The organism is Kovacikia sp. CALU 1929 (genome assembly GCF_056784235.1).
On sequence record NZ_JBXBCF010000093.1, the window covers coordinates 1 to 20175 of the forward strand.

General features: G+C 50.2%; 15 protein-coding genes and 1 pseudogene. 9 read left to right on the forward strand and 7 right to left on the reverse strand.

From position 1 onward, the window contains the following. Together AC1S52_RS25910 and AC1S52_RS25915 are read right to left on the reverse strand one after the other, a co-directional pair. The coding region (locus AC1S52_RS25910; RefSeq protein WP_482031935.1) for an HNH endonuclease at positions 1 to 420 on the reverse strand (420 nt) is incomplete at its 3' end. Between the two features lie 75 nt (positions 421 to 495). Further along, positions 496 to 708: a hypothetical protein gene (locus AC1S52_RS25915; RefSeq protein ID WP_224344736.1), complete on the reverse strand. Its 213-nt coding sequence runs from the start codon at positions 706 to 708 to the stop codon at positions 496 to 498. A gap of 97 nt (positions 709 to 805) precedes the next feature. Here AC1S52_RS25915 and AC1S52_RS25920 point away from each other — a divergent pair, with 97 nt between their 5' ends. Next, positions 806 to 1201, forward strand: a complete 396-nt coding sequence (locus AC1S52_RS25920; RefSeq protein ID WP_482031936.1) for a hypothetical protein — start codon at positions 806 to 808, stop codon at positions 1199 to 1201. A gap of 85 nt (positions 1202 to 1286) precedes the next feature. Here the strand turns inward: AC1S52_RS25920 and AC1S52_RS25925 are convergent, their stop codons facing one another. Next, on the reverse strand, positions 1287 to 2204 hold the full coding sequence (locus AC1S52_RS25925) for an AraC family transcriptional regulator (RefSeq protein WP_482031937.1): 918 nt from the start codon (positions 2202 to 2204) through the stop codon (positions 1287 to 1289). 178 nt (positions 2205 to 2382) lie between these two features. On the opposite strand from AC1S52_RS25925, the gene AC1S52_RS25930 reads away from it, so the two are divergent. After that, entirely contained in the window at positions 2383 to 3150 is a 768-nt protein-coding gene (locus AC1S52_RS25930) for an SDR family NAD(P)-dependent oxidoreductase (protein WP_482031938.1), read from the forward strand. A 33-nt stretch (positions 3151 to 3183) separates the two neighbouring features. Beyond that, a complete protein-coding gene (locus tag AC1S52_RS25935) occupies positions 3184 to 3921 on the forward strand; it encodes an SDR family oxidoreductase (RefSeq protein WP_482031939.1) in 738 nt (245 codons plus the stop codon). A gap of 215 nt (positions 3922 to 4136) precedes the next feature. On the opposite strand, the gene AC1S52_RS25940 is transcribed toward AC1S52_RS25935, so the two are convergent. From AC1S52_RS25940 to AC1S52_RS25950, 3 genes are all read right to left on the reverse strand, one after another. Next, positions 4137 to 4673: a DUF4174 domain-containing protein gene (locus tag AC1S52_RS25940; RefSeq protein ID WP_482031940.1), complete on the reverse strand. Its 537-nt coding sequence runs from the start codon at positions 4671 to 4673 to the stop codon at positions 4137 to 4139. Between the two features lie 84 nt (positions 4674 to 4757). Further along, positions 4758 to 6236 (reverse strand): alpha/beta fold hydrolase, encoded by a 1479-nt coding sequence (locus AC1S52_RS25945; RefSeq protein WP_482031941.1) that lies wholly within the window; start codon positions 6234 to 6236, stop codon positions 4758 to 4760. Between the two features lie 264 nt (positions 6237 to 6500). Beyond that, the gene (locus AC1S52_RS25950) at positions 6501 to 6785 is read right to left on the reverse strand and encodes an HNH endonuclease (RefSeq protein ID WP_482031942.1); all 285 of its coding nucleotides are present in this window, start codon (positions 6783 to 6785) and stop codon (positions 6501 to 6503) included. A 251-nt stretch (positions 6786 to 7036) separates the two neighbouring features. On the opposite strand from AC1S52_RS25950, the pseudogene AC1S52_RS25955 reads away from it, so the two are divergent. Beyond that, a pseudogene (locus tag AC1S52_RS25955) lies at positions 7037 to 7507 on the forward strand (transposase); the annotation flags it as partial. 78 nt (positions 7508 to 7585) lie between these two features. Here AC1S52_RS25955 and AC1S52_RS25960 read toward each other — a convergent pair. Further along, positions 7586 to 14395 (reverse strand): amino acid adenylation domain-containing protein, encoded by a 6810-nt coding sequence (locus AC1S52_RS25960; RefSeq protein ID WP_482031943.1) that lies wholly within the window; start codon positions 14393 to 14395, stop codon positions 7586 to 7588. A 682-nt stretch (positions 14396 to 15077) separates the two neighbouring features. On the opposite strand from AC1S52_RS25960, the gene hppD reads away from it, so the two are divergent. The 5 genes from hppD (at position 15078) to AC1S52_RS25985 (ending at position 20123) form a co-directional block, all read left to right on the forward strand. Beyond that, positions 15078 to 16163 (forward strand): 4-hydroxyphenylpyruvate dioxygenase, encoded by a 1086-nt coding sequence (gene hppD, locus AC1S52_RS25965; RefSeq protein WP_482031944.1) that lies wholly within the window; start codon positions 15078 to 15080, stop codon positions 16161 to 16163. Positions 16164 to 16335: 172 nt separating this feature from the next. Then, positions 16336 to 17460: a bifunctional chorismate mutase/prephenate dehydrogenase gene (gene tyrA / locus AC1S52_RS25970; RefSeq protein ID WP_482031945.1), complete on the forward strand. Its 1125-nt coding sequence runs from the start codon at positions 16336 to 16338 to the stop codon at positions 17458 to 17460. 376 nt (positions 17461 to 17836) lie between these two features. Next, on the forward strand, positions 17837 to 18955 hold the full coding sequence (locus AC1S52_RS25975) for an iron-containing redox enzyme family protein (protein WP_482031946.1): 1119 nt from the start codon (positions 17837 to 17839) through the stop codon (positions 18953 to 18955). Between the two features lie 105 nt (positions 18956 to 19060). Beyond that, the gene (locus AC1S52_RS25980) at positions 19061 to 19804 is read left to right on the forward strand and encodes a class I SAM-dependent methyltransferase (RefSeq protein ID WP_482031947.1); all 744 of its coding nucleotides are present in this window, start codon (positions 19061 to 19063) and stop codon (positions 19802 to 19804) included. A gap of 109 nt (positions 19805 to 19913) precedes the next feature. Then, a complete protein-coding gene (locus AC1S52_RS25985) occupies positions 19914 to 20123 on the forward strand; it encodes a hypothetical protein (protein WP_482031948.1) in 210 nt (69 codons plus the stop codon). The last annotated feature ends 52 nt before the right edge of the window (positions 20124 to 20175 follow it).

Below are 20175 nucleotides of genomic sequence, written 5' to 3' on the forward strand. Positions count from 1 at the left end.
GCGATCGGCTTTGCATGAATTGCACTTCTCGCAGGCGGTCACCACGTTGTCCCAGGTATGGGTTCCGCCTTTTGAGCGGGGAATGACGTGATCTAGCGTCAGACGCTTGGTGCTGCCGCAGTATTGACAGGTGTGGTTGTCACGGCGAAAAACTTCCCGACGATTGACTGGAGGAAGCTTCCAGTGCCGCTCAGGATTATCACTCGTCAAACGAATGTGATCTGGGATTTGTAGTACGACACTGGGGGAGCGTACTTCCCACTGCTGGGTACTGCTAAACTCCAGAGTTTCTGCTTGCCCTGTGACGAGCAAAACAATTGCCCGTTTAAGGTTGATGCGTGCTACAGGTAGGTAGTTCTTAGAGAACACTACAACCTGGTTCTGGAGTATTGGAATTTTCTGTCGCTGTTCGGTCTGCATGAGTTTTCTCCTCAAAAAATAACCCCCGCCTCTGATGACCAGGAGCAGGGGTTGGGGAAGTTGATATAGCTTTCCCTATGTCGGTGTCAGGGTTGCCCTGCACCTGCCGCTGCTAGTGGGTTGATCCGGATTGAGCCATCCGGTGATATTGCTATCAATGCCTTCGCTGACGGATTTACCGCCGCCAAACCGATACGTCCCCTCAAACGCAAACAGCGCCGCTGCTCTACCCGAACAATGTTGGGGTCGAACATGGACGCTGGTTAAGGTGGCGAGGATGCGTATCATGGAAGGCTGTAGTATTTGTATTACAATTCTGGATGTCTAATACTACACTTGTAGTATTAGATTGTCCACCCTTAATTGAAATTCAGGATGTTCGGTTATGGATACACGTAAACGAGGTAGCACTTCGGAAATGCAGGTGACAAGTATCCGACTGGAACCAGAACTTAAAGAGCGATTGCGGGAGATTTCTAGAGAACAGGGCTATCAAACCCTGATTCGGGAAGTCCTTTGGCAGTTTGTGGAGCAACAGGCGGTGTCGGATGAGGTGAGTTGGCGTAGCCTCTCAAATGGAGAGTCGTATTCTGTTGAGGACAGGGGATTTTCTTCCCATTCCTCACAATTATCAATGTCAGATGTTCGAGCGACGTTTAGAGCAATCGCGCAACAGAAGGAACGGTGTGCAATTACGGATCAACTCATTGAGCCGCAACAACCGATGTGGTTAGGACTAACGATCGCAGGTGAACTTGTTCCCATCCGCTTGAGCGAGTAAGGGTAAGTCAGCATGAACTAAAAAACGGGTTAAACGACGTTCGGTTGGCTTGATACAGTGTGAGAGAGTTGTCGTTGAACACTGCTCACGCCATTCTCAAACGCTCAATATCTTTAATCGGTGGTGCACCAAACATTCGAGAATACTCACGGCTAAACTGTGAGGGACTTTCATACCCAACTTGGTAGGCAGCAGTGGTCGCATCAGCATTTTCGGCAAGCATCAGCCGACGTGCCTCCACCAGTTTTAGCTGCTTCTGATATTGCAGCGGACTCATCGAGGTGACTTCCTTGAAATGGCGATGGAATGATGCAGGAGACATATTCGCTTGCTCAGCTAATTCCTCAACCCGCAGCGATTTTGTGAAATCAGCCTTGATTTGTTTGATCACATCGGCGATGCGCTGCATGTTACTTCCTGATGTAGCGATTTGACGGACGGCTTCACCTTGTTCGCCCATCAGAAGGCGGTAATAGATCTCACGAATTATCATCGGTGCTAGAAAAGGGATGTCTTGCGGCGTATCTAAAAGACGTGTCAGTCTGATGGCGCAATCCATCAATAGGGCATCTACATCGCTGATAAACAACCCTCTGACTGAGCTTTCTTTTTTATTCGTGCTGGGTCGAACTTGGGCAATAATGTCGCAGAGTTGGGCTGGGTCTAAATTCAGCTTGAATCCTAGATATGGCTTGTTGGGTGTGGCTTCGAGCACAAATCCATTGAGGGGCAAATCGACCGAGACCACTAGATATTGACCCGCACCATACTGATAGGCTTCTTCACCCAGCAACGCTTCTTTTTTGCCTTGAATCACGATCGCCAAAATCGGCTCACACACTGCACACATCGTTGTAGAGACAACGGTTTCTCGCATGAACTCTAACTGAGCGATCGCCGTTGGGTGAGCGCCGTTTCCCTTACCGTCCGTGTGTCGCGTCACTAATGCTGCCAGTTCTTGGCACGCACTTCTGGTTCTATCAGACTTCGGTAAATCAATCATTCTGTTAGTTTCTGATTGTTTTAATCGCCCTCATGCACTCATTATAGAGAACATTCTCGCCTGTCCCGAACCAATTTGAGAGGATTAGGCAACACTATGCGAGATTTGTGTATTTAGAGCCAGCTTTCTCACTTCTATGATGAACCCATGCTCAAGACAGCAGTGAAAGGATAAGGCAATGGCACAAAACACTAAAAAAATCGCTTTGGTGACCGGATCGAGTCGCGGATTGGGCAAAAATACTGCTTTAGCGTTGGCTAAAAAAGGAGTTGATGTGATTGTGACCTATCGCAGCAACGAGGCAGAAGCCCAAAATGTTGTCGCTGAAATTGAAGCACTTGGTGGTAAGGCAATTGCGTTGCAACTAGATACGTCTAACACAAAAACCTTTGATGATTTTGCAACACAAATCCAGCGAGCGCTTCAGGAAAAATGGCAGGTAGAGCAGTTTGATTTCCTCGTTAACAATGCGGGAATTGGGGTTTATGCACCATTTGTAGAGACGACTGAAGAAGACTTCGATCGCTTGATGAACATTCATCTGCAGGGCGTTTTCTTCCTGACCCAGAAGTTGTTGCCGTTGATCAAAGATGGCGGGCGGATTGTCAATCTTTCGTCTGGTCTTGCCCGATTTGCTTTACCTGGTTATGCCGCTTATGGAGCAATGAAGGGGGCGATCGAGGTATTGACCCGATACATGGCGAAGGAATTGGGACACCGACAGATTGCGGTAAATGTGGTAGCTCCAGGTGCAATTGAAACGGATTTTGCCGATGGTGCAGTGCGTGACAATCCACAGATAAATCAGTTTATCGCCTCGCAAACAGCGTTGGGTCGAGTTGGGCTTCCCGACGATATTGGAGGGGCGATTGCAGCTTTACTCTCCGAAGACAACCGATGGGTCAATGCTCAGAGAATCGAAATCTCTGGCGGCATGTTTCTTTAATTCACACCAACTAAAACAAACAGGAAAATCAAAATGTTAAACGTAGAAAACAAAGTGGTGGTCATTACAGGAGCTAGTAGCGGTATTGGTGCAGCCACCGCAAAACTGCTGGCAAACAATGGGGCAAAAGTAGTTCTGGGCGCACGTCGCAGTGATCGACTGGAAGCACTTTCCAAAGAGATCCATGCAGCGGGTGGAATCGCTGAATATCAATCGCTCGATGTGACACAGCGGAACCAACTAGAGGCGATCGTCCAATATGCCCAGCAAAAGTTCGGTCGGGTCGATGTTTTGATTAACAATGCAGGCATCATGCCATTATCTGCCCTCGATCAATTGAAAGTGGAAGAATGGGATCGCATGATTGATGTCAATATCAAAGGAGTTTTGTACGGCATTGCCGCCGCACTTCCGATCATGAAAGCTCAGAAATCAGGTCAGATTATCAATCTCTCTTCAATCGGTGGACATGCCGTGTCTCCCACGGCGGCGGTTTACTGTGCGACGAAATTTGCGGTTGGTGCGATCTCAGAAGGGTTGAGACAAGAAGTGGGGGGTGATATTCGCGTCACCGTCATTTCACCAGGAGTTACAGAATCTGAGTTAGCTGACAGTATCACAGATGAAGCTGCCCAAACCGGAATGCGGGAATTCCGCAAAGTATCCATTCCCGCTGAGGCGATCGCCCGTGCCATCATGTTTGCGATCGCACAACCAGATGAGGTGGATGTGAGTGAAATCATCGTCAGACCCACAGCCAGTCCTTACTAACCCGACCCATTGAAGACTCTACAGGGCTAATCGGCGATCGCCATACCACTGGCTCAATTCCTGCTCAATTTCATCCAGAATAGCGATCGCCTTCCTGATTGATTCTGCATCTACCGTCAACAACACAGACACTGGCTAACTCGTTGCTGTTGCTTCGCATTCAAGACCGCACCAGAGGTGAACAACCAAGGCAAACAAACACTCCTCACTATAAACTACTGACGGGAGCGCATCTCCTGCTGACGCATCGGCATTGCATCGATCGTGTGGAATAGCATCGCTAAATCAATCGGAGTTTGGCTACGTTGCTTCTCCGTACCATCCTTACCCACAAGAATCACTGCGAACTCTTCAGGAGGAATCCCAAACTGTTGTCTCAGGCTCTCCGCTGATATTGCACTGAGCGATCGCCCATCAATCTGGCTCTCTCCAGTTCCCAAAATTTGCACCAGTTTCAGATCGCGATCGTTGGTTCCTGCCACATCAGCCTGCCATACCTGCATCTGTTGGCGATAATCCGCTGAACCAGCCGAGGGGGCAAAGATCAACAGGACACGGTGTTGCCATTGAAAGTCGCTCAGCTTAAATTCAATCCCCTGAGAACGACTGGGTTTTGCTGCGGCAACACTGGCTACCTCTGGTGACCGAGAATGAGAAGGGTTTGGCGAATCACTCATAGCAATAAAAGGCTGAGGAGAGGCACAGCCCTGTAGGAGGGACAAAAGGACAACGAGTACAGTTAAAGACTGCATTGGGGAACGGAGATAACTTTCTTACTGTAACCAGATCGCTGCAAGAGTATCTAATTCCCAAGGGAGAATTTGAGAGTACGCAGGTCAGGCAGAGAGGGGAAAACCTGCTGCCAGCAACCAACCGAAGAATAAAGCAGAGCCGATCGCATAGATCCATGCTCGATTCAACAAACCTGCAACCAGAGACAAGATTCCCATCAGTGGCGGAAATAGCGGCAACAGCAAAAACATAAATCCCAATTGAGGCAAAAAGTTGAGCGTCAACACGAAGCCGCCAATCAAAACGGCACTCTGTCCCAGCCACCAGAGAATGCGTTTGCCGACCCCAATATTCTCTTGCACGATTCCCGCCGCCAGAAACCAGGGAAAACAGGCGATCGCCACGGGCAACCACACTCTTAGCCGAATTGGAATCAGCCACCACTGAAGCCAAGTCATCTGTGCCAATGCACCAAAGGCAATCCAAAGGATGACAAACAGCGCAACTCCCAGCCCAACAGCACGCAGGGTAGGACGAGGTAGACGCGCCAGCACTCCCAGCCAGGTTAACCCGGCAATCAAAAACCAGACTCCAACCGCTCCACCGACTTGAACGCCACCCAGATTTTGGAGGTCAAACCGTAGGCTCAGAAGTACCAACCCTGCGGTTGCTGCCAGTGGTGCAACGATTAAGCCCGCCCATCGTCGGATAGGAGCTATTTTTGCGGCTATCGATGGAGAGTGGGTTAGGAGGGGTGAGATTGCTGCTAATCCGATTAACCAACCTAGCAGGTGTAGTCCATACCAGGCTATGCGGCGGTCGCGGTAGCGTTGACTCGTCAAATCGCGATACTGGCTACCATTTGCTCTGCCAAACGTTGCATCCAGCCACCGCAGTGCTGCCTGATGACTACCATCACTGAACAGGATTGTGATGTGTTCAACACCCGGAATGACCACCAGTTCTCGCCCCTGCCCTGTTGCCAGGTTTGTGTTTTCTCCCCCCGCCTGTGCCAGCAATCGCTCGGCATTGACCACAAATCCTCCCTCTCCATTCCCTGCCTGTAGTTGTAGATTTCGGGGAGATTGGGGAGTTACATTCGCCCCCGTTGGAGAAACCGCAACGGTTGCCGCAAAGCGATCGCGCTCACGAATGCCAGCATTCATCACAATGCCGCTGCCCATCGAGTGCCCCAGGAGTGCCAAGCGACTTGGGTCAACCTGGGGTTGTTCCAGGAGAGCTTGCAAAGCCACATCCAGATTCTGCTGTAGCTCATAACGCTGTAAGCGAGTTCCATTCGCGCCATGCCCATCAAAATCCCAGAGCATGACCGCATAACCTGCATGAGCCAGGACGTGCCCGTAGCCCAACATCAACTGTTTGGAGCCTGCAAACCCATGTGCAACCAATACCCCTGGGACTTCACTTGCCCCTTGAGGAGCCAGGTAGAGCAAAGGAACTGCCTCTTTTTGGAACGATCGCACCTCCAGTCCAGAGTGGGCGACAGCGATCCCCAACCAAGACGAAACAACCAGCAAAATCGCGAGTACCAGGAGTCCCAAGCGTTTATAGTTTAATTTCACAGACTTCAGCCAACGTCCAAACACCACCTACTGGTGTAACGCAAAATAATCTTAAGGATTGGGAACTCTACTCAACATCCCGAAGTTGGAAATTTATTGTAAAAAGTAAAAACAATTTTTTCTGGGCGATCGCCCCACCACTGCGATCAAACCAGCATTCCTTGAGCGGTGAGGCGAACTGAAACCGTGAAACTCACCACTCCAGTTCACCCGTGCGTGACAGATTGCCAATCTGGAACTAATTTTAACGGCTTCAAGCAAAAGTCAACGCTTTCGATCTATCTTCACCCGCTTAGTCGGGTCTTGCTTGTGAACCCATGCGAAGAATTTTTGTAGCTGTGGGTCTTGCTTCAGTTTTTCCAGCGTATTCAGATGTAGTGCCAGATGGGAGTTGTTGTAGAGCGTATGGATTTGTCGGTGGCAGGCAGAGCAAATTTGAATCGTGGGACTGGGGTCAAGCCCTTTGCGTTTCGTCTTTTGACGAGGAATCAGGTGGTGTTCGGTGATATCGGGCATTTCTCGCTGGCAAAGTTCGCAGGACTGCGGCATCGTTCAGGAATCAGTGGATAATGGGGAACAGTGACACATAACTTGATCCTAGCGATCGCCCTCCCGGTCCAACACTACCAGCCTATTCGGTTTACCTCCAACACACAGTCTGCAAGGATTTACTCCATGACGAAGTAAATGCCTCCTTTGGGGGCTATCGTCACTCTCTATCAAATCAGAGCTACGGAGATTTGCTCATCTCCTTATATTCGATTGGGACAGATTGAAGACATTTTTATTCACATCGGTCTCTAGTCGTTCGTTTTGCCGACCTGGAATTGAGTTCCGATGCGGGGATTTTACTGGCTCGACAAGCCGAACACCAGATGCAAGTTTGCCAAGGGATTGTCGAATGCATTGAGGAGTGGCGCGACCCCAACAAAATTACGCATAGCCTACAGCAGTTAGTGAGTCAACGAGTGTATCAGTTGGTGGGAGGCTACGAAGATGCCAATGACAGCAACCAACTGCGACATGATCCAATTTACAAACTTGCCTGTGACCGCCTGCCGCTTGCCCATCAAGCGCACCTAGCAAGCCAACCGACCATCACTCGCCTGGAGAACCCCATCAGTAAACGGGAAGTCCGCGGATGCGAAGCCGTATGGTTGATGGCTTTATCAGGCAATATCCGCAGGCACCGACAGACATTGTGTTGGACATTCTTGAGTGCTGGACCCATTTGTCCTCCTTTCTCACCTCTCATGAATAATGCAGGCTAAGCTACTTCGCTGTAGGGATAATGGCTAGTTGTTTTGGTAGTAACCCATTGCTTTGAGTGGTGGCAGGCAAGCAATCCACTACGCCGCCTGTTGGACGGACAGATCGGGGGATTGCGCCGGTTTCGACAACGCAGTGTCTATATAAGCCTGCATTTTGTCAGCAATTTGTTGCACATTCGGTTCCTGGAGCATACTGGAATGCCCACCGGGAACCTCATACACCTGTACGCCCTGGGTCACTCGTGGTCCCCATCCCAGCAGAGGGTCACTGAACATTTCGCTGAAGGGGGTGTCGTCAATGGCGGTGCCATCAAAGATGTTGTTCTTCTTGGTTGCCCGGAACAGCAAAATCTCACCTTTAAACACACGGTCGGGGGCATATTCCCGCTGGGCTTTGCCCAGGACTGGGCGAACCGGAATGTTTTTCAGAAATTCGGGCATCGGTAGCCCCTTATCCAGGCAGTAGCGGAATAGCTGAAGCTTCAGGCGATCGCGAATGTCCCCAAACTGCCTCTGAATTTCATAGGTCATCAGATTGGTGGTTTTACGGATTGCCTGGGTCAGAACATAAAGTCCCCGTTGGTAAGCTTTCAGATGTTTGCTGTCATGGAATACCTTGGAAAAACTGTCCAGTCGTTCCCCTGAGATATAACCGGGGCGCATGGTAGCTTCCACATCCGCTGCATCCAGAATGGCAACCATACCAAGGTCGTGACCTTGAATTTGGAGTTGGCGGGCAATTTCAAACGTGATAATGCCCCCAGAACACAGTCCGCCCAGGAAATAGGGACCCTGGGGCTGCACCTGCCGAATTTGTTGAATGTAGTAGTCCACGATGTCTGCAATCCGGGTGTGGAGGATGGGATGCTGGTCACAACGATAGGGTTGCACCCCATACACTGGAATTGCTGGGTCCAACCGATTTGCCAGGGTGCGATAGAGCAAGGTTTCGCCATCGCCATCATGGATTAAAAACAGCGGTGGTTTGCCCTGCCCTTGCTTCAGCAGCACGATTGATTTCTGGGCAGAAGGCTGGTCAGTTTGGGTGGCGGGTGCCAGCGTTTCGGCAAGCTGGGCGATCGTCGGGGCGCTAACCAATGTGCTCAAGGGGAGATGTTTGCCCACCAGTTGCTCCACCTGCGCCCACATGCGAACGGCTAAGAGAGAATGTCCACCCAATTCAAAGAAATCATCTTGAATACTAATTGGCTGAACTCTTAACGCTTCTTCCCAGAGGGCAACCAACTGGCTCTCTAGCTCATTTCTAGGGGCAGCGTAGGTGCTCTGATCTTCTCCACTCAGGCACAGGTCGGGCACCGGTAAAGCCTTCCGATCTACTTTGCCATTGGGGGTGAGGGGAAAGGCATCCAGAACCACAAAACCAGCGGGAACCATGTAAGCAGGTAATTGCTGTTTGAGAAACTGCCTCAGATCCATTGAGCTGGGAGCCAGATCGCCTTTAACCGTCAGATAGGCAACCAATCGCTGATCTCCCGGTACGTCTTCCCTCACTACGGAGACTGCCTGTTTCACCCCAGCGTGCCGCTCCAGCACAGATTCAATTTCGCCTAACTCAATTCGGAAACCCCGCAGTTTCACCTGATTGTCGATCCGACCCAGGAATTCCAGGGTTCCATCCGGGCGGAACCGTGCCAGGTCTCCGGTTTTGTAAAGGCGGGCACCGGGTTTCGGGGTAAAGGGATCGGGAATAAACCGTTCTGCGGTCAACTCAGGACGATTGAGATAGCCCCGTGCCAGTCCGTCGCCGCCAATATGCACTTCACCCGGTATGCCAACTGGAACAGGTCTAACGGAACCTTGAGGTAACTCCTCTAATACATAAATCTGAGTGTTGGCAATGGGACCGGCGACTGGCACAGCACCCGCCCCAGATTCTACCCGACAGGCGGCTGACCAGACGGTGGTTTCCGTTGGTCCGTACATATTCCAGAGGGAGCCACCCCGTGCCAGGAGTTGATCCGCCAGGTCGCGGGGCATCGCTTCCCCGCCGCACAGCATTTTGAGTTGGCGATCGCCCAGCCAGCCACCACTGATCAGCATCCGCCAGGTGGCAGGGGTGGCTTGCAACAGGGTTGCCCCCGATTGAACCATGAGAGCAGAGAGGCGAGCAGCATCGGCAGCTACTTCCCGACTGGCAATCACCGCCCGGGCACCCACCATCAACGGTAAGTAGAGTTCCAGAACCGCAATATCAAAGGAGATGGTGGTAACTGCCAGCAGCACATCTTGATCCGTGAGTCCTGGTTGGTGCCGCATCGAGTTGAGGAAGTTGACCACCGTATGGTGGCAAAGCTGCACTCCTTTGGGCTTGCCGGTCGAGCCGGAGGTATAGATGGTATATGCCAGGTTCGCGGGACCGACACCGCTGTTAGGATTATCACCAGGCTGTTGGGCGATCGCCTCCCAGTCAGTGTCGATGCAAACGATCCGCACAGGCTGCTGTGAAAACTGGTCGCAAAGTGTCCGTTGGGTCAAAAGTAGGGGTAATTGGGAGTCTTCGATCATCAGTGCCAGACGATCTTTGGGATAGGCGGGGTCAAGCGGGACGTAGGAGCCACCCGCCTTCAGAATACCGAGCAGTCCCACCACCATTTCCAGAGAGCGCTCCAGGCAGATACCCACCAGTGATTCTGGTCCCACGCCCATTGAGCGCAGATAGTGTGCCAACTGGTTCGCCCGCTGATTCAGTTCCCCATAGGTAAGATGGCTGTTCTCAAATACCATCGCGATCGCATCCGGTGTCCGGTTCACCTGGGACTCAAACAACTGATGGATGCAGGACTCTGGTGGATAGCTCATCTCAGTATCATTCCACTCCACCAGAAGCTGATGATGTTCCGACTTAGTCAGCAGGGGTAGTTCCGAAATGGGCTGCTCTGGATGGGCGGCGATCGCCTGCAATAGCACCTGGAAGTGCCCAATCATGCGGGTAATGGTTTCCCGTTCAAACAGATCACCGTTGTATTCAAAATCGGCTACCAGACCCGCTTCCGTTTCTTCTACCATCAAAGTGAGGTCGTATTTGGAAGTGCCGTGGTCTACCCGCCGTGGAGACACCTCCAAGCCAGGAAGATCCAGCGACTCCGCAGGCATATTTTGCAGAATCAGCAGGGCTTGAAACAGGGGGCTATAGCTCAGGTTCCGTTCTGGTTGCAGTGCCTCTACCACCTGGGCAAAGGGCACATCCTGGTTGGCATAGGCATCCAGGGCAACCTGTTTCACTCGCGCCAACAAGTCTAGAAAAGTGGGATTGCCCTTCAGATCCACCCGCAGTCCCAGCAGGTTAATAAAAAAGCCAATCATCGATTCAATTTCACTCCGCTTGCGGTTAGCAACCGGCGAACCAATCACAATATCCTGGTGCCCACTGTAGCGCGAGAGCAGGGTAGAAAAGGCTGCCAGCAGGGTCATGTACAGAGTGGCACCCGTGCGCTGGCTGAGTTGCTTTAACTGGCGGGTTAGTTGTGCATCCAGCAGACAGGATTCCGTACCGCCTTGGAAGGACTGCATGGCGGGACGGGAATGATCCGCAGGCAGTTCTAATAGGGGTGGCGCACCGGCTAACTGCTGTTTCCAGTAGGCTAATTGCTGCTCAACAAAGTCGCCTGCCAACCAGTTCTGTTGCCAGTGGGCAAAGTCGGCGTACTGAATCGGCAGCGGTTCCAGGGGAGAAGCTGCCTTCTCCAGGAAAGAAGGGTAGAGTGCTGCCAGTTCTTGCCGGAGCAGCGCCAGGGACCAACCATCGGAGGCGATGTGATGCATCGTCAGCAGTAGCACATACCTATCGGCTCCCAATTGCAACAATGTGCCCCTTAACAGCAAATCATTTGCCAGGTTAAAAGGACGTTGTGCCTCCTCCGTTGCCAGTCGGTCAACTTCTGCCCTGCGATCGCCTTCTGGTAAAGCTTGTAGGTCTACAACCGGTAGGCAGAATGGCTGGGGTGACAGAATCCGCTGAATCGGTGCCCCATTGACCACGGGAAAAGTGGTGCGCAGGGCTTCGTGCCGCCGCAGAATTTCGGTCAGACTTTGCGCCAGTGCTGGAATATGTAAAGTGCCTGTCAACTCAAAGGCAAGGGGAATGTTGTAGGCAACATCACCACCCTTCATCTGGCTCAGGAACCAGAGCTGTTCTTGGGAGAAGGACAGGGGCAGGGTTGTTTCCCGCGAAATGGGGACAATCGGTTCCAGTGCCGCAGAGGGGGTATCGGACTCATAGAGGGGAGTGAGATATTCTGCCAGGGCGGAGATCGTGGGTAATTCAAACAACCGACTGATGGAAACGTCCAGTTTCAAAGCTGCCTGCAAGCGGTAGATGACCTGAGCTGCCAGCAGGGAGTGTCCCCCGATCGCAAAGAAATCATCCTCAATGCCCACCTGCTCCAGCCCCAGGGTTTTTGCCCAGATGTTTACTAGAAGCTCTTCCAGATCCGTTCTGGGTGCGACATAGGAGGCGCTATCCACACCGGGTTTAACCAGGGTAGGGGCGGGTAGGGCACGGCGATCGATCTTCTGGTTCGCGTTCACTGGCATGGCATCCAGCACTTCAAACGTCGCGGGCACCATGTAATCGGGTAATTTCGTTTGCAGGAAGCGGCGCATCTGCTCAACGGTGGGTTTTTTCGCCTCATCCAGGACAACATAAGCGACCAATCCCTCTTCCCCATTCCACAGTTCGCGGGGAACCACTACACTTTCACGCACACCGGGAAATTGGCGCAGAGTGACTTCAATTTCACCCGGTTCAATCCGAATCCCCCGCAGTTGGATCTGGAAATCACTACGACCCAAAATTTCCAGGTCGCCATTGGCATTAAACCGTCCCAGATCGCCCGTGCGATAGAATCGTTGTCCATCGATTTCGACAAATTTCTCCTGGGTCAGTTCTTCGCGATTGAGGTATCCTTTCGTGATACCCGCTCCACCAAAATAGATCTCTCCAACTATACCGATGGGAACCAGACTTTGATGGGAATCGTACAATCGCACAGAAACATTATCAAAGGGTTTACCAACCCAGGTTTTGGTGACGGTATGTTCTCTTACAGCCGGGTAGGTACAGCCCATGCAACTGACTTCACTGCAACCGTAAATCACAAAAACTTCGGCATTCTGAAACACACGCTTCATCGTTTCCAGTAAATCGGCAGAAACCAAGTCGCCGCCGGAGGAGACGTGTTTGAGTTGATTAAATCTGGCAATGTCTAAACTATTATCCTGGATGTATGCCAGCAGTTTTCTGAGCAAGCTAGGTGAGGCATGAATGACGTTTACTTCTTCTAAGGTTTGCGTCATTCGTTTGAAATCTAAAATGTGATCTCGTTCCAGAATGACGAGTCTGCCACCCGCAACCAGGGGTGATAGTAGCTCGAAAAAAGTGATGCTAAAGGTAAAGCGGGCGATCGCAGGCATCACCATGTCCTGGTCAAACCCGTATTTGTCCTGCGCTACCCGGATGTAATTCACCAGATTACGGTGGCTTGCCATCACCCCTTTCGGCTTACCAGTGGTGCCAGAGGTGTAAACGATATACGCGGTCTGATCCAGGTCAGTTTTAATTTCAGGCTCGCAGGTCGGAAATGATGCAATCGTTGACCAGTCTTGATCTAAACAGAGGGTATGGTCTGCGATCGAGGGTAGATTCGGTAAAAGATGGGATTGGGTGAGTAAAGCCCTGGGTTGGGTGTCTTCTAAAATAACGGTCAGCCGATCCACTGGATAGGTTGGATCTAGTGGCACATAAACCGCTCCCGCTTTAAACACACCCAGTAAAACGATCGCAATATCTAAACAGGGTTCAACCGAAACCGCCACTCGATCTTCTGCACCAATGCCAAGACTATTTAAATAATGGGCAAGCTGATTAGCGCGTTGATTGAGCGCTGCATAGCTGAGGCATTGATTTTTGAATGTGATCGCGATCGCATCCGGTTGCTGAACGGCATGAGCCTCAACCAATCGGTCAATTGGGATCTCAGGGTAATTGGTGTGTGGGCTTTGCCATTCCATCACTAGCTGATGTTCCTCGGTGGTTGTGACAAGAGGCAACTGGGCAATGGGGCAATTGAGATTACAGATAATCCCCTCAATTAGTATCTGAAAGTGCCCACAAAAACGTTGAATGGTGTCTCGTTTGAACAGTCCAGCATTGTATTGTACCGTGGCTGAAATCGTTTGTCCCCTTTGAACAATCAAGAGATGCAGGTCTGGGCTATCCCCTAACGTCGAGGCTTGTGACTGTAGTGCGGTCAGCCATTGATCTGGCTTTTCCTGGGGTAGACCCTCTACGTAGGTGAGCGCGATCGGTAACCTGGGGTGGGAAATAACTTGACGATGAACCAGTAGCCGATTCTGCAAGGCTTTTGACGTGCCTAGCAGCGGAACTCCTTTCAACGCCACTGAGGTGTAGCCGATTAATTCTCGAATATTTAAAGGCTCAGAGAAGCGTGTACAAATTTCTGTTGTGAAATGGCTGTCAGTGCTTGGTTCCTGCGTTGTGAAGTGCAGGTAAATGGTTTCCTGCTGCGTGTATCGATGTAGCAATGCACTTAAGGCAGCTAACAGGAGCGATCGCCCATCGATACCTTCCTGCCCAGCCTCTCCTTTAAGAAACGCCGTTAAGCGATTGGGCAGGATAACCGACTGGCACTCAGGTTGATACTGGGTTGTGGAAGTTTTGGGAAAATCGTACAGCGATCGCAACAGTGATTGCTCCTCATCGGTTCTTTGCTGGAACAAGTCTTCCTGAAGGCGATGATTAGACTTAATTTGAATCGATGGCTGCATCAGCAAATCTGTGTTCCTCCTTTCATGCCCTTCAGGTAGACCTTCAGCACCAGAAACAAACTTTCGATTAATAGCAATCACAGTGAAACTCCTAAAGTCCCCATAACAAACTTCTTCAAAGCCAATTAAAAATACGCAAAGAAACGGTATATTTTCACAGCTATCAGGTAAAGATTTAGCAAACCTGAACCATTAGAGAAACCGAAAACATACCGAGAAAAGCCTTTATCACCCAGGGAAACTTTTGAAAAGAACCTTCCAAATAAAAATTGGTTCTGTTCCTAGCATTGAAACCTAACATAGCTCTGGCTCTTCCAACCAGTTTCCCTCCCAGAAATTCATCAGAAAATCATTGAAATAACAGTCATATTACGGAAAACTCTGAGGAGTGGGTTGACTAGCCGCCTAAGTATCTTTTGAAACAGCCTCATTAAACAAATACTGAATCGCAGATAAGATGAAGCACAATTAAAGCCTGGTCAAAGTAAAGCAAAATCATTGGTTCCCTTGGCTTGGAGGGTACTTCATGAGATAGAAGCAAAATCCCAGTTTTTGTTTATGCTCTGGCAAAGCCTTAATAATTTCGCCCTTTTTGATGAAGACTACGTAGATTCACTGGCAGCTTTTCTTCCTGGCGGAATATGGTGGAATCTCAGATTTGCAAGAAACCCTTCTCAGGAACTCGTGGGACTTAGATTATCTTCGATATAGACTTTTCCCCTCTACTTTTCTTTCTACTACGCCATATTTTGAGGAAGTTGTAATGAACGACATCTGCCCAATTAAAGGATTGGATCATCTGGAGTTTTATGTTGGTAATGCTAAGCAGGCAGCCAGCTATTACTCAAAGTGTTTTGGCTTTACCACCACGGCTTATCGGGGATTAGAAACAGGTGAACGGAAAACAACTTCCTACGTCATGGAGCAGGGAGACATTCGATTTGTTCTAAGTTCAACTTTAATTTCAGACCATCCCATTGCTCAAAGCGTGTTGAAGCATGGAGACACGATCGCCGTGATTGCCCTGGAAGTTCCAAATGCCGCCGCCGCTTATCAGCAGGCAGTTGCCAGGGGCGCAGTGGGTGCCATTCCACCAACTCACCAGGAAGATGAATATGGCAGGTTTCAGTATGCTGCCATTTGTGCCTACGGAGATACCCTGATTAAATTTGTCGATCGCAGCCAGTATGCTACTAACTTTGCACCGGGCTTTGTTGCTCGTACTTCCGCCCCTACCCATTCAATGGGATTGCGATCCGTTGATCATGTCGTGGGGAATGTGGAACAGGGTGAAATGGATCGCTGGGTCGATTTCTTTGTAGAGACAATGGGATTCGATGTGCGGATGCATTTTGATGATCATGCCATCTCCACAGAATATTCTGCTTTAATGTCAAAGGTGTTGGAAAATGGTGGCAAAACTATTTTCAACATCAATGAACCGGCTGAGGGCAAACGTAAATCCCAGATTCAGGAGTATCTGGATTTTCACAATGGTCCTGGTGTGCAACACATTGGTATCGCTACGGATGACATTGTGCAAACAGTAATTCAATTAAGGCAGGCAGGGGTCGAGTTTCTTCCTATCCCCAAAACCTACTACGAGGATCTACCCGATTGGGTTCAGGACATTCACCTTCCGGTTGCACAACTGGCAGAGTTGGGGATTCTCGCGGATCGGGATCAGGATGGCTATCTACTGCAACTGTTTACCAAACCTGTCGGCGATCGCCCCACCCTCTTCTTTGAAATCATTGAACGCCACGGCTCCCGTGGATTTGGAGCCGGAAATTTCAAATCCCTGTTTGTGGCTCTAGAACGAGAGCAAGCACTACGAGGAAACCTCTAGAACTATCCTACAGCGCAGAACCGACAGTAGGGAGAAGGATGAACGATGAACGATGAAGGATGAAAGCAACTAACAACTCTCCTCTCACTCCTCACTCCTCACCCACCACTCCACCCTGCGGGAACGCCAAAGGCGAACACTCCTCACCCACCACTCCTCACCCACCACTCCCATGCCCCTTCCTGAGCATCTCCAGCAAATCGATCGCGACTTAATCAACCTGTTGAATAAACGGATTGCAGTTCTGGCTGAGTCCAAACCGCCTTCAATTCAAGAACAACTGTCCAGCTACAGGGCGCAATTAATGCAATCTGGGATTCCAGAATCTACCTGGAGCGGTATTGTTGCAGGTTGTATGGCAGCGTTAGCCAGCACCCCATCTCTACACCCGCCGCAACAGCCACGCCGAATTACGGTTGTAGGAGGGCGGGGTGCAATGGGCTGCTTTTTTACAGAACGGCTGTCCGCTGCCGGTCATGATGTCAGTGTGCTGGAGCATGATGACTGGGGTAAGGCAGATACTTTGTTGGGAATGGCAGACCTGGTGCTGATCTGTGTCCCCCTGAAGGCAACGGTAGCAGTAATTCGCAGAGTTGCCCCCTACCTCTCGGCTAACACCATCCTGGCAGATATTGCCAGTACCAAGCGTGAAAGTGTTGAGGCAATGATGGAGTGTCACGCCGGTCCTGTGGTGGGGCTGCACCCTATGTTTGGTCCGGGAGTCGGTTCCTTTTTGGGACAGAAGGTGATGGTCTGCCCAGGACGCGAACCTGATGTATTCCAGTGGTTGTTAGATTTGATCGCGGCGGATGGGGGCAAACTCGTGCCCTGTACCCCAGAAGAACACGATCGCATCATGGTGTTTGTCCAGGCGATCCGTTTCTTTGCCAACTTTAGTCTAGGTACTTTCCTGGCAGCGGAAGGGCTGGATATTGAGCACAGTCTTGAGTTTGCCAGTCCCCTCTATCGGATTGAAATCAATACGGTGAATCGCTTACTGGCACAGGATGCGGCCCTCTATGTGGACATTTTGCTGGCATCGGATGAACGCTGTGAAGCGATTGAACGGCTGGTGAAAACCTGCGATCGCTTAGCAAAACTTCTGACTCAAGGTGACCGAGCAGCTTTAATTAGTGAATTTGAAACTGCCCGGACTGCTTTTCGAGATGATGCAGGGCAGGCACTCAAGGAAAGTAACCATGTGATCAATCACCTGAGTGCCTTTCTAGCGGCTAATGAAGTCGAACACCATTCATACTTTGATTCGGCACTGGTTCCGCTGAGTGACAAGACATAAAGGCTTAATATTGCTATATTACAGCGGTTCAGGCAACACCCCAACTCGATGACAATTCATTCCCACCGCTTTGAGGAAGTGATGAGTCCCTTCAATTCTAATGTCAGAGTTCTGGTGACAAGGATATGTCAACCAATGCTATGAGAAGGTTCCACGCCAAGTGCAGGTAATCCCTATCTCAGACTCCAAACACAAAGTTGACAGACCGCTAGCGATTCCCCTCACCTGACTCCCAACACCCTTCACATTCTGTCTGAAGATGGACGGAAGACTAAAACCAAATTGGATATGGTTGGAGAGATTGCGGTAATAACACTTTACGCCGCTTTCGCTGGTCACATTGGGTAATGTCTGAGAAGGTTTTGGGTATTGTAATATGACAATTGCTTTGAGTCCCGATCGCAGCATCAATGGGATGTCAAAATCGCTGCCATCTGCTTTAAAATTTCCTGATTACGCAGAAGTAGAGCAGCAGTTTCTCCAACTTTTGGTCATCGAAAATTTAGACCAGCAGGTTAATGAACGACCTGAATTGGTGAACAAATTTGAATCTACGATCGCATCTGCTCTGGAAACGGCTTATACCGAGCATTCTACAGCGGCAGATGCAGACATTGCCCATCTGTTTTTGCAGCGAATTCTCTACCACATTAATCGGCTCAACCTTTTTTGGTATGACGATTTGCAGCATTACGACAATGAGCGCTCATTTTACCTGCAACGGGTTCGCAATCGGATCGAAGAACCGTGGCAAGCCTGGGAATTAAAGCAACTGGATGTCGAGTCACTGAAGCAACTGGATGTCAACCAGGTAAAGCAGGTATTGACTGAACGGGGAAATGCAGACTTAGATCCACCCATTACCGAGAATAAGCGTTACCTGCGGGAAGAAATGCCGCTGGCAGGATACCGACATCTGTTAGCGATCGCCTCTCTCGATGGGCTGGTTGAAGCCAGTCGCCTGTCTCGGATTTTGGGTGGTGCCAGCAACGAAGTGCAGGCAACCCTGATTCGGGTGTTGTTAGAAGAATATGGCAATGGTCGGTTGAACCGCAAGCATTCCACCTTCTTTGCAAAAATGATGGCGGAACTGGATCTCAAAACAGAGCCAGAGAGTTACTTTGACATCGTACCTTGGGAAGTGTTGGCGACGATTAACCAAAATTTTCTGTTGACAGAACGTAAGCGTCATTTTCTGCGTTACAACGGCGGACTGACCTATTTTGAAATTGCCGGTCCCACTTTCTACACGGATTACCTGCTGGCTGCCCAACGCTTAAAGCTTTCGGACGTTGCCAGTGGCTATTGGGAACTGCACATTCGGGAAGATGAGCGGCACGGTCAGTGGATGCTGCAACAGGCGGGGCTACCCTTAGCCGAGATGTATCCAGCGAAAGCTTGGGAACTGGTTCTGGGGTACGACCAGGAGAAATTTATGGGCGATCGCGCGGGTGATGCGGTCATCCGGGCAATCAAGCAAACCATGCGTGGCTGAAAAGCAGGGTGGCTGGACACAAAGTTTTAAGCATCCAGCACCTTTTTCATCCCCAGAATTAGCAACGTCGCAAGTCAAATTAAAGATAGAAAACGAGATTTTTCCATGAAAGAAGCACTGTTGACCGTTAACCAAACGGTTAAATCCTACTCGCCTAATGACATTTTCTTTTGCCCTGAAGAGTCTCAGTTCTACTCCCAGTGTTTAGAGAAGATGGTGCTCAATCGCTGTAATTCCCTGGATTCCATCATCGAATTTGGGGCAGGGGATGGTAGTCCTGTGATTAACTGTCTATTGAAAATGAAATTTAATGGACTGATTCAAGGTTACGAATTGAATCAGGCTTCCTCTGAACTGGCTTTGTCGAGAATTGAGCAGTATCGCTTGAACCAGCAATACATCATTCACAACAAATGCTTCTTCAAACATTTACCGCCGAATGTTGACTATCTGATTTCTAATCCTCCTTATCTGCCCGCCCCAGATAACGATCTGCATATGCCTGCTCTACACGGTGGCACCGATGGCGCAGCGATTTCTAAACAGCTTTTGACTCTAAATTGCGACCACGTTTTGCTGATGCTCTCGGCATACTCTAACCCGATTGAAACTGTTGAACATGCGATCGCCCAGGGTTACCAGCTGATTGATTTCATGGTTTCACCTCTAAAGTTTGGCTACTATAGCAGCGAACCTAAGGTGAAGAACGCGATCGCAGAGTTGCGGCAAAACCGTAAAGCATTTTACTCCCAGAACATTTACCTGTTGGCAGGTGCTCTATTTAAGAAAAAAGCGCCGTCAGATGTGGATTTATCGACGGAATTTCTCCAGATCATGACGGCGCTGTAACCAACTATTAACTCCCAACTAAGTAGACAGACCTAATTAAATGTAAGATGCCTCCAAGCCGCCCTCACCCCCAACCCCTCGCCCTTTGGGCTACTGTGTATACACAAGTATGAAAGTTGAACCGGTAGGTGATCGCAGAGTCAACGGTGAATGCCAAAACCCTGCTTGGGGGCTGCCCCCCAAACCCCCCGTTGCAGAGGACGGTTGCGTCCCCCGCACCCCCTCCAAAACGATGCGATCTCGTCGTCAATCGCAACCTTCATCCCACTGGGTCTTTAAGCAAGGGCAAACGGATGGCAAGGGGAGCGGTTGGTTTTGAAGTTTAAGGCATTTTTAACTGATTCTCGTCGCACTAGACTTGAAGTCCCAAC